Raw genomic sequence first — 9816 nt, 5'->3', positions numbered from 1 at the left:
GGGGGTGCCGTACGTGCACACCGCCCCCCCCGCCCCGCCCGCCGCTCACCCCGGTGCTACCACCGGGGCCTGCGCCGGGCCCGCCGCCGTCGCCGGGAGGCCGGCGACGGCGGCGGACTCAGGCACCGGGCGTGGACCCCTCGGGGCGGTCCTCCTCGCGCGGTGGCTCGCCGTCGCGCCGCCGCATGTCGTCCTCGCGGCGGCGCAGGTCCTCCTCCCAGCGACGGAACAGCTCCTGGTCCTCGCGGCGGGAGCGCTCGCCGAGCGAGCGGAGGAACTCGGGGTCGTCGTCGGGGGCGACCGGGCGGGGCCGCTCCCGGGACGGCAGGATCCGTCCCTTCGGCGTCTCGCCCGTGGGTCGCCCGGGGACGCGCTCGCGCCCCGCGGCGAACCAGGCGAGGGAGCCGAGCAGCGGGAAGAACAGGATGATCAGCACCCAGGCGATCCGGGGCAGGGCTTTGATCTCGCCCTCCTCGGCGGAGAGGCAGCTGATCAGCGCGCAGACGGCTAGCACGATCTGCACCGCGAAGAGGAGGACGTAGAGCCGGGCCATGGGTCAATGATGGCGCACCGGCTCCCGTCAACCCAGTCCGCGCGCCGCCAGGAGGGTGCCGAGCAGCGCGAAGCCGGCGGTGGCGAGGGCGACCAGGGGCAGCGACCGTCCGTAGCCGGGGATCGGGCCGACGCCGGTGGCCCGCCGCCAGCAGACCGCCAGCGCCGCGCCCCAGCCCAGCACGGCGGCCCCGGCGACCAGCGCGCCGAGCGTCCCGCCGGCCGGCGGGCCGGCGAGTGCGAGCCGCACGGTCAGCACCATGATCACGGTGAGCGCCAGCGCCGTCCGCCGCCAGGCCAGCCGGGTCCGCTCGGGTTGCAGCCCGGGGTCGCGCGCCGGCCGGTTTCGCCGTGGCGGCTCCGCTCCGTGGCTCACGCGCCGCCGACCGCCCGGGCCAGCACCGCCACCACCAGCAGCAGCGCGCCGAGGCCGACGGCGAGGGCGAGCACCGCCGGGAAGCGGGAGGTGGGCAGCTCCTCGCCGAGCCGGATGGCCCGCTCGGTACGCGCCCAGTGGTCGACCGCCCGCACGGCGACCGTGCCGCCGAGCAGCAGCAGTGCGACGGCGATCGCCTCGCGCAGGTGCGCCAGCGGCAGCGGCGGCAGGAACTGCGCGGCGGCCAGCCCACCCGCGACCAGCGCCAGCCCGGTACGCAGCCAAGCCAGGAAGGTCCGCTCGTTGGCCAGCGAGAAGCGGTAGTCGGGGGTGCTGCCGACCGCGCGCAGTTCGCGCGGGTCGAACCACCGCCTGATCACCTGCCACATGCCGCCGATTATCCGCTTCCTTCCGGCCGTAGCCTGAGGTGATGACCGATCTTGACGCCCGCACGCTGCGGGACGCCTACGACGCCCAGGTCCGCCCGGAGATCCCGGACCCGTTGCCGGCCGGGGTCACCGTGGAACGGGACGGCCCGCTGGTCCGCGTCCTCGGCCTCGACCGGCGCGGCTTCCTCACGTACCGCACGCTGGAGGGGCTCGCCGGCGCCGAGCTGGACGCGTTGATCGCCCGGCAGGTGGAGTTCTTCCGCCGGCGTGGCGAGGCGGTGGAGTGGAAGCTCAACGGCCACGACCAGCCGGCCGACCTGCCCGATCGGCTGCGCGCCGCCGGCTTCGTCGCGGAGGACGAGGAAACCGTCGTGGTCGGTCCGGTCGCGGCGCTGGCCGCCGCCGTCCCCGTCCTGCCCGAGGGGGTACGCCTGCGCGAGGTCAGCGCCCGGGAGGACCTGGGGCGGATCGCCGCGATGGAGGAGGCGGTCTGGCACGACGACCGTGGCCACCTGGCGACCGGTCTGGCGAAGGAGATCGAGGCCGACCCGCAGTCCATCACCGTGGTGGTGGCCGAGGCGGGCGACGAGGTGGTGAGCGCGGGTTGGGTGCGCTACCAGGCGAACAGCAGCTTCGCCACCCTCTGGGGCGGCTCGACCCTGCCCCAATGGCGGCGGCGGGGCGTCTACCGGGCGCTGGTCGCGTACCGGGCGCGCCTGGCCCAGCAGCGCGGCAGGACGCTGCTCCAGGTGGACTGCTCGCCGGACAGCCGGCCGATCCTGGAGCGGCTGGGGCTCGTAGCGGTCACCACGGCCACCGCCTACGTCTACACTCCGTGATCATGGAGCAGCGGTTGACGGCCGAGGAGCGGCTGACCCTCAAGACGGGCGCGTTCGGGGCGGTGTTCCTGGTGGCCAACGCCGACCCGGGGATGCTCGCGCTGTTCCGGGAGAGCTTCGCCGCCTCCGGTGCGATGGCCGACAGCAGCGGGGTGGTGAAGGAGGCGCTGACCAGCGGCCCGCTGCCGAAGCTGCCCCGGGAATCGGCGCTGGAGATCGAGTCGGTGGTGCTGCCGGCGCTGGGCCGCTCCGTGCGGATCCTGCGCGAGAAGTCGCCCCGGGACGTGGCGGGCTACCGCGAGGTGGTGCTGTCCGCGGCCGAGCGGGTGGCCGGTGCGCACCGGGGGGTGGCCCCGGCCGAGGCGGCGGTCATCGAGCGGATCAGGGGCGCGCTGGATCAGCCGGCGTGAGCCGCACCGGCGGCCCGGTGCCGGTGGCCGCCCTCGGGCGCGACGGCGCGGGGCGCGTCGGGACGGGTGGTCTCGCCGTGGGCCTGCCGGGCCGGCGACCAGAGCGCCCGGACGGTGGCCCGGACGCACCGGTCGCGGAGCCGGCCGCAGGCGCACCGGTACGCCTCGGGTCGCGTCCGGCGACAGAGGTGCCGGGGGACGTCGGGGTGACCGTTACTGGTGTTTTCTGACATTTCGTGACACCTCCCGATTCGTCAGATTACCCGCCTGCGGGGCTCTCGGTGAGCTGTGTCACCCTGAGGTCGCCGGAGGCGGATGCTACTGGCAGGTAACATTGCGCCGTGGGCAACTGCACAGCACCGCGCGGTTGACCGACGTCAACGGACGCGCGAGGCTGCGGCCCAGACCGGGCGAGCGATCGCAACACCAACAGGAGGGTCGTCGAAGCGCGATGAACATCGTCGTACTCGTCAAGCAGGTGCCCGATTCGGGCGCGGACCGCAACCTGCGCACTGACGACAACACCGTCGACCGCGGTTCGGCGAACAACGTCATCAACGAGATGGACGAGTACGCCATCGAGGAGGCGTTGAAGATCAAGGAGGCGCACGGTGGCGAGGTGACCGTCCTGACCATGGGTCCGGACCGGGCGACCGAGTCGATCCGCAAGGCGCTCTCCATGGGCCCGGACAAGGCCGTGCACGTCGTGGACGACGCCCTGCACGGCTCCTGCGCCGTCGCCACCTCGAAGGTGCTCGCCGCCGCGCTCGGCCAGCTGAACGCCGACCTGGTGCTCTGCGGCAGCGAGTCGACCGACGGCCGGGTGCAGGTCATGCCGCACATGATCGCCGAGCGGCTGGGCATCGCGGCGCTGACCGGCGCCCGCAAGCTCACCGTCGACGGCTCGACCCTGACCGTCGAGCGGCAGACCGAGGAGGGCTACGAGGTGGTCACCGCCTCGACCCCCGCCGTGGTCTCCGTCTGGGACACCATCAACGAGCCGCGCTACCCGTCCTTCAAGGGCATCATGGCCGCCAAGAAGAAGCCGGTGCAGACGTTCTCCCTGGGTGACCTCGGTGTCGCCCCGGCCGAGGTGGGCTTCGAGGGCGCGACCAGCGCCGTGCTGGAGCACACCAAGCGTCCGCCGCGCTCCGGCGGCGCGAAGATCACCGACGAGGGCGACGGCGGCGTCAAGCTGGTCGAGTTCCTCGCCACCGAGAAGTTCGTGTGAGAGGTCTGGACATGTCTGAGGTTCTCGTCGTCGTCGAAGCCACCCGGGAATTCGGCGTCAAGAAGGTCACCCTGGAGATGCTCACCCTCGCCCGCGAGCTGGGCACCCCGAGCGCGGTCGTGCTCGGTGGCCCCGGCGCCGCCGAGGCGCTGAGCGCCAAGCTGGGCGAGTACGGCGCGGAGAAGATCTACGCGGCCGAGAGCGAGGAGATCGACGGCTACCTGGTGGCGCCCAAGGCGACCGTCGTGGCCGAGCTGGTCTCGCGGGTGCAGCCGGCCGCCGTGCTGCTGGCCTCGTCCCAGGAGGGCAAGGAGATCGCCGCCCGGCTGGCCGTCAAGCTGGACAACGGCATCCTGACCGACGTGGTCGGCCTGGCGGCCGACGGCACCGCCACCCAGGTGGCCTTCGCCGGCTCCACGATCGTCAAGTCCAAGGTCACCCGCGGCCTGCCGCTGGTCACCCTCCGGCCGAACTCGGTCAACCCGACCCCGGCGGCGGCCACCCCGGCCGTCGAGCAGCTCACCGTCGCGGTCACCGACACCGACAAGCTGGCCAAGGTCGTCGACCGGGTCGCCGAGCAGAAGGGCTCCCGCCCGGAGCTCACCGAGGCCGGCGTGGTCGTCTCCGGCGGTCGCGGCGTCGGCAACGCCGACAACTTCAAGCTGGTCGAGGAGCTGGCCGACCTGCTCGGCGGCGCCGTGGGCGCGTCCCGCGCGGCCGTCGACTCCGGCTACTACCCGCACCAGTTCCAGGTGGGGCAGACCGGCAAGACGGTCTCCCCGCAGCTCTACGTCGCCCTCGGCATCTCCGGTGCCATCCAGCACCGGGCCGGCATGCAGACCTCGAAGACCATCGTCGCGGTCAACAAGGACGGCGAGGCGCCGATCTTCGAGCTGGCCGACTTCGGCGTGGTGGGCGACCTGTTCAAGATCGTCCCGCAGGCCGCGGACGAGATCCGCAAGCGCAAGTGAGCTGACGCCCGTCCGAGCGAGGGCCGGGAACCGCGACGCGGTTGCCGGCCCTCGCCGTTTCCGGGATTCCCGCCGAGTACGTCGACTCGGAGGGACTGGCGCAGGCGCGGACCGCCGCGGTGAACCTCTTCGTCACCGTGATGGCGTTCTACCTGTTCAGCTGCCGCTCGCTGACCCGCTCCCCGTGGCGGCTGGGCCTGTGCAGCAACCGCTGGCTGATCGTCGGGGTGCTGGTGCAGGCCCTCGGCCAGCTCGCCCTGACCTATCTGCCGGTGATGAACGACCTGTTCCGCACGGCACCCATCGACGGGCAGGCGTGGCTGCGGATCCTGGGCATCGCCGTCGTGGTCTCCGCCATCGTCGCGCTCGACAAGCGGTTCGGCCGGTTCGGCCGCCGGCTCGGCTGAGCGGCGGGGGGCCGGCGATGGGAGCTGATCGGCGGGCCGGGGAGCTGAGCCGGCCCGCCGATCAGCCCGTCAGGGTGCCCCTCAACAGGCTCTTGCCGGAGTGGGCGGTGTTGTTGTCGTACGCCTCGGCGGAGACGTCGACAACCGAGTATGCCTCAAGGTCGACGTTCGGTGGCAACGGCAGCAGCTCGTCCGCCGCGTCGCCGAGCACGCCGACCGAGAACATCTTCATGTTCCGTGGGTTGATGGCCAGACCTCGTAATACCCCGGGACGTCCGGGAGATTCGCCACGTGCAGGTGCAGTCTGCCGTTGTCGAACACCCGGGCCTCGCCGTTGGCGTCCGGCGGCGTCGCGCCGTACGCCTTCAGCGGCGCGCTGGCCAGCACCACCCGCTCCGGGGCGGGCTCCGGCGTCGGCTCGGTCGCGTCGAGCACGGCGAAGGTGCAGACGAAGATCCCGCTGGACCGCTACTTCGCCCGGGACGGCAGGCCTCGGCTGACCCTGATCACCTGCGGCGGGCCGTTCGACGCCGAGGCGCGCCGGTACCGCGACAACATCGTGGTCACCGCCGTGCCGGCCTGACCGGACCCCGCGCCCCGGGACCCCGCACGGCGTACTCCGGCCTCCGGCGGGTCGGGCGCCGGTCGTAGGCTGGACCGTGATGGCATACCTGGATCACGCGGCGACCACTCCGATGCTCGACGAGGCACTGGAGGCGTACGTCGCCACCGCCCGCGAGGTCGGCAACGCGTCCTCCCTGCACGCGGCGGGCCGCCGTGCCCGGCGGCGGGTGGAGGAGTCGCGGGAACGGGTGGCCGCCGCGCTGGGCGCCCGGCCCTCCGAGGTCGTCTTCACCGGCGGCGGGACCGAGAGCGACAACCTCGCGGTGAAGGGCATCTTCTGGGCCCGCCGGTCCGCCGACCCCCGGCGGGACCGGGTGGTCTCCAGCGCCGTCGAGCACCACGCGGTGCTCGACGCGGTGGACTGGCTGGCCGACCACGAGGGGGCCGGCGTGGGCTGGCTCTCCGTCGACGCGGCCGGCCGGCTCAGCCCCGACGAGCTGCGCGCCGAGCTGGCCGCGCACGGCGACCGGGTCGCGGTGGTGACCGCGATGTGGGCCAACAACGAGGTCGGCACCGTGCAGCCGGTCGCCGAGCTGGCCGCGGTCGCCGCCGAGCACGAGGTGCCGTTCCACACCGACGCGATCCAGGCGATAGGGCAGGTGCCGGTCGACTTCTCCGTCGGCGGGGTCGCCGCGCTGACCGTCACCGGGCACAAGCTCGGCGGGCCCACCGGGGTGGGCGCCCTGCTGCTCGCCCGCGACGTGTCGGCCACCCCGGTGCTGCACGGCGGCGGCCAGGAGCGCGACGTGCGCTCCGGCACCCTCGACACCGCCGGCATCGTGGCCTTCGCGGTCGCCGTGGAGGCGGCGGTCAAGGGCCAGCAGGAGTACGCGGCCCAGGTCGCCGCGCTCCGCGACGACCTGGTCGAGCGGGTCCGCCACGCGGTGCCCGAGGTCGTCTTCAACGGCGACCCGACCGACCGGCTGCCGGGCAACGCGCACTTCTCCTTCCCCGGCTGCGAGGGCGACGCCCTGCTGCTCCTGCTGGACGCCCAGGGCATCGCCTGCTCGACCGGCTCCGCCTGCTCCGCCGGGGTGGCCCAGCCCTCGCACGTGCTGCTCGCCATGGGCGCCGACGACGACCGCGCCCGCTCCTCGCTGCGCTTCACCCTCGGCCACACCAGCACCTCCGCCGACGTCGACGCCCTCATCGCCGCCCTCCCGGCCGCCGTCGAGCGCGCCCGCCGCGCCGCCACCCCCCGTACCCCCCGCTGACCCACCCCCGTCCCCACCCCGCCCCCCAACCGTCCGGCGATCATGCAGTGGTGGTGCCCGAAGCCTGGCCCTGCGCGGCATTCGTCCACCACCACGACCGCATGATCGGCGGCGGCAGGGGGTGGGGTCGGCGGGGTGGGGTGGGGATAGGGTCGGTGGGGCGAAGGGAGTGGCCGGTGAGGGTGTTGGCGGCGATGTCGGGCGGGGTCGACTCGGCGGTCGCGGCGGCGCGGGCCGTGGAGGCGGGGCACGACGTGACCGGCGTGCACCTGGCGCTGGCCCGCAACCCGCAGACCTACCGCACCGGGGCGCGCGGCTGCTGCACGCTGGAGGACTCCCGGGACGCCCGGCGGGCCGCCGACGTCATCGGCATCCCGTTCTACGTCTGGGACATGGCCGACCGCTTCCACTCCGACGTGGTGGACGACTTCGTCGCGGAGTACGCGGCCGGTCGTACGCCCAACCCCTGCCTGCGCTGCAACGAGAAGATCAAGTTCGCGGCGGTGCTGGACCGGGCCGTGGCCCTGGGCTTCGACGCCGTGGTCACCGGCCACCACGCCCGGCTCGGCGCGGACGGCCTGCTGCGGCGCAGCGTCGACCTGCCCAAGGACCAGTCGTACGTGCTGGCGGTGCTCACCCGCGCACAGCTGGACCGGTCGATCTTCCCGCTCGGCGGTTCGACGAAGGCGCAGGTCCGCGAGGAGGCCGCCCGGCGGGGGCTGGCGGTGGCCGACAAGCCGGACTCGCACGACATCTGCTTCATCGCCGACGGGGACACCCGCGGCTTCCTCGCCAAGCGGCTCGGCGAGGCGCCCGGCGAGGTGGTGGACGCCACCACCGGCGCCGTGGTGGGCAGCCACACCGGCGCGTACGCGTACACGGTCGGGCAGCGGCGCGGCCTGCACCTGGACCGCCCGGCGCCGGACGGCCGGCCGCGCTACGTGCTCTCCATCACGCCGAAGACCAACACCGTGACGGTGGGCCCGGCCGAGGCGCTGGAGGTCTCCCGGGTGCGCGCCGAGCGTCCGGTCTGGACGGGCGGGCCGCGCCCCGACGCGCCGCTGGAGTGCGAGGTGCAGCTGCGGGCGCACGGGGACGTGGTGCCGGCGACCGTCGAGCTGACCGCCGACGGCCTGCGCGCCGAGCTGCGCCGCCCCGTCCGCGGGGTCGCCGCCGGCCAGGCGATCGTGGCGTACCGGCCGGACCCGGCCGGCGACGTCGTGCTCGGCTCCGCCACCATCGCCGGCTGACGACTCACCCGCCGATCCGCGGACCGGATAGTCTTCGGCCGTGACAGATCAGGTGTGGCCCTGGCCGGCCGGCGCGGCGACCGGCATCGGTTCGCTTCCCGGCACCGACATCGCCGAGGCGCAACGGATCGTCCTCGGTGAGCTTCCCGCCCTGCCCCACCTGCCGGAGCTGCCGGCCCGGGGCCCCGGCGCCGACCTGATCGGCCGGACCGCCGGCCTGCTGGTCGAGCTGCCGGTGGAGCTGTACGCCGCCCGCTGGCGGATCGCGCCGCGCCCGGGACGGGAACTGCGCCGCGCCCGCGACCTCATGGAACGCGACCTCGACCAGCTCGCCGAGCAGGCCGAGGAGTACGCGGGGCCGGTCAAGATCCAGGCCGGCGGCCCGTTGACCCTGGCCGCGTCCCTGGAGCTGCCGATCGGCGGCCGGATGCTGCGCGACCCCGGCGCGGTCCGGGATCTCACCGGCTCGCTCGCCGAGGGGCTGCGCGGGCACGTCGCGGCGGTCGCCCGCCGGCTGCCGCGCGCCACCGTGCTGCTCCAGCTCGACGAGCCGTCGCTGCCGACGGTGCTCGCCGGGCGGGTGCCCACCGAGAGCGGGCTCGGCGCGTACCGGGCCGTGGAGCCGGCCGACGCCGCGTCGCTGCTGCGCACGGTCGTCGAGGCGGCCGGGGTACCGACCGTGGTGCACTGCTGCGCGCCGGACGTGCCGCTGGAGCTGATCCGCTCGACCGGCGCCGTCGGCGTGGCGTTCGACCTCGGCCTCGTCACCGACCTGGACCCGCTGGGCGAGGCGATCGACGCCGGGCTCGGGCTGCTGGCCGGCGCCGCGCCCACCGGGCCGTCGGCCGCCGGTCGCGCGCCGACCTCGGCGCAGATCGCCGACCGGGTACGCCAGCTCTGGGACCGCCTCGGGTTCCCCCGCCGGCAGCTCGCCGAGCAGGTCGTGGTGACCCCCGCCTGCGGGCTGGCCCACGCCACCGGACCGTACGCGCGCGCGGTGCTCGCCGCCTGCCGGGACGCGGGACGGCGGCTCGCCGAGGACTGAGGTTTCCCGTCGTACGGGCGGGGCAGGAAGGCCGACATGATCGGACAACTGCGCACCGTGGTCATCGACTGCCCCGACCCCCGGGCCCTGGCCGGTTTCTACTCCGAGGTGCTGGGCCTGCCCGTCGACGCCGACGCCAGCGACGACGGCTGGGTCGTGATCGCCGGGTCGGGGCACCGGCTCGCCTTCCAGGCGGCTCCCCACCTGCGCCCGCCGGCGTGGCCCGACCCGGAGCGCCCCCAGCAGTTCCACCTGGACGTGCAGGTGACGGACGTGGAGGCGGCCGAGAAGCGGGTGCTGGAGCTCGGCGCCCGGCGGCTGCCCGGCGAGGGCGACGACTTCCGGGTCTACGCCGACCCGGCCGGTCACCCGTTCTGCCTGGTCTTCCCCGCCTGAGCCGAGCCGGCCAGCCGCCGAGCCGGCCAGCCGCCGAGCCGGCCAGCCGCCGAGCCGGCCAGCCGCCGAGCCGGCCAGCCGCCGAGCCGGCGCTGCCGGACGCGCCCCGGAC

Annotated in this window: 13 protein-coding genes and 2 pseudogenes; 10 read left to right on the top strand and 5 right to left on the bottom strand. The window is 74.7% G+C overall.

Annotation, left to right across the window (positions count from 1 at the left end):
* Positions 1–118: 118 nt before the first annotated feature.
* The 3 genes from AB0G13_RS32290 to AB0G13_RS32280 are packed head-to-tail and all read right to left on the bottom strand — an operon-like array spanning position 119 to position 1317.
* Positions 119–553, bottom strand: a complete 435-nt coding sequence (locus tag AB0G13_RS32290) for a PLD nuclease N-terminal domain-containing protein (RefSeq protein ID WP_357882717.1) — start codon at positions 551–553, stop codon at positions 119–121.
* A 27-nt stretch (positions 554–580) separates the two neighbouring features.
* Positions 581–928 carry a DUF202 domain-containing protein gene (locus AB0G13_RS32285; RefSeq protein WP_357882713.1) on the bottom strand — a complete coding sequence of 116 codons (348 nt, stop codon included), beginning with the start codon at positions 926–928 and terminating at the stop codon, positions 581–583.
* Complete coding sequence (locus tag AB0G13_RS32280; protein WP_357882710.1) at positions 925–1317, bottom strand: DUF202 domain-containing protein; 393 nt, start codon at positions 1315–1317, stop codon at positions 925–927. The genes AB0G13_RS32285 and AB0G13_RS32280 overlap by 4 nt, the downstream gene beginning before the upstream one ends.
* A gap of 41 nt (positions 1318–1358) precedes the next feature.
* Between AB0G13_RS32280 and AB0G13_RS32275 the strand changes: the two genes are divergently transcribed.
* Both AB0G13_RS32275 and AB0G13_RS32270 read left to right on the top strand, forming a co-directional pair.
* The gene (locus AB0G13_RS32275) at positions 1359–2156 is read left to right on the top strand and encodes a GNAT family N-acetyltransferase (RefSeq protein ID WP_357882707.1); all 798 of its coding nucleotides are present in this window, start codon (positions 1359–1361) and stop codon (positions 2154–2156) included.
* Entirely contained in the window at positions 2153–2566 is a 414-nt protein-coding gene (locus AB0G13_RS32270) for a hypothetical protein (protein ID WP_357882704.1), read from the top strand. The genes AB0G13_RS32275 and AB0G13_RS32270 overlap by 4 nt, the downstream gene beginning before the upstream one ends.
* Here the strand turns inward: AB0G13_RS32270 and AB0G13_RS32265 are convergent.
* Complete coding sequence (locus tag AB0G13_RS32265; RefSeq protein WP_357882701.1) at positions 2554–2799, bottom strand: hypothetical protein; 246 nt, start codon at positions 2797–2799, stop codon at positions 2554–2556. The genes AB0G13_RS32270 and AB0G13_RS32265 overlap by 13 nt on opposite strands.
* 218 nt (positions 2800–3017) lie before the next feature.
* Here AB0G13_RS32265 and AB0G13_RS32260 point away from each other — a divergent pair, with 218 nt between their 5' ends.
* The 3 genes and pseudogenes from AB0G13_RS32260 to AB0G13_RS32250 form a co-directional block, all read left to right on the top strand.
* The gene (locus AB0G13_RS32260; RefSeq protein ID WP_357882699.1) at positions 3018–3797 is read left to right on the top strand and encodes an electron transfer flavoprotein subunit beta/FixA family protein; all 780 of its coding nucleotides are present in this window, start codon (positions 3018–3020) and stop codon (positions 3795–3797) included.
* A gap of 11 nt (positions 3798–3808) precedes the next feature.
* Positions 3809–4768, top strand: coding sequence for an electron transfer flavoprotein subunit alpha/FixB family protein (locus tag AB0G13_RS32255; protein ID WP_357882697.1), 960 nt, complete (start codon positions 3809–3811; stop codon positions 4766–4768).
* Between the two features lie 95 nt (positions 4769–4863).
* A pseudogene (locus AB0G13_RS32250) lies at positions 4864–5175 on the top strand (cation transporting ATPase C-terminal domain-containing protein); the annotation flags it as partial.
* 61 nt (positions 5176–5236) lie between these two features.
* Here the strand turns inward: AB0G13_RS32250 and AB0G13_RS32245 are convergent.
* A complete protein-coding gene (locus tag AB0G13_RS32245; RefSeq protein WP_357882694.1) occupies positions 5237–5407 on the bottom strand; it encodes a hypothetical protein in 171 nt (56 codons plus the stop codon).
* 213 nt (positions 5408–5620) lie between these two features.
* Between AB0G13_RS32245 and AB0G13_RS32240 the strand changes: the two are divergent.
* The 5 genes and pseudogenes from AB0G13_RS32240 to AB0G13_RS32220 form a co-directional block, all read left to right on the top strand.
* Positions 5621–5758 (top strand): annotated as a pseudogene (locus tag AB0G13_RS32240) (class F sortase); the annotation flags it as partial.
* A 79-nt stretch (positions 5759–5837) separates the two neighbouring features.
* Positions 5838–7013 (top strand): cysteine desulfurase family protein, encoded by a 1176-nt coding sequence (locus tag AB0G13_RS32235; RefSeq protein WP_357882691.1) that lies wholly within the window; start codon positions 5838–5840, stop codon positions 7011–7013.
* Between the two features lie 176 nt (positions 7014–7189).
* Positions 7190–8263 (top strand): tRNA 2-thiouridine(34) synthase MnmA, encoded by a 1074-nt coding sequence (mnmA, locus tag AB0G13_RS32230; protein WP_357882688.1) that lies wholly within the window; start codon positions 7190–7192, stop codon positions 8261–8263.
* A 40-nt stretch (positions 8264–8303) separates the two neighbouring features.
* On the top strand, positions 8304–9308 hold the full coding sequence (locus AB0G13_RS32225; RefSeq protein WP_357882685.1) for a methionine synthase: 1005 nt from the start codon (positions 8304–8306) through the stop codon (positions 9306–9308).
* A 36-nt stretch (positions 9309–9344) separates the two neighbouring features.
* Positions 9345–9704, top strand: a complete 360-nt coding sequence (locus AB0G13_RS32220; RefSeq protein WP_357882682.1) for a VOC family protein — start codon at positions 9345–9347, stop codon at positions 9702–9704.
* Positions 9705–9816 lie beyond the last annotated feature (112 nt).

The organism is Micromonospora sp. NPDC023633, from assembly GCF_040640035.1.
Taxonomy (GTDB): domain Bacteria; phylum Actinomycetota; class Actinomycetes; order Mycobacteriales; family Micromonosporaceae; genus Micromonospora.
Note: the sequence above shows the minus strand (reverse complement) of the source record. Positions and strands in the feature narration are given on the sequence as shown.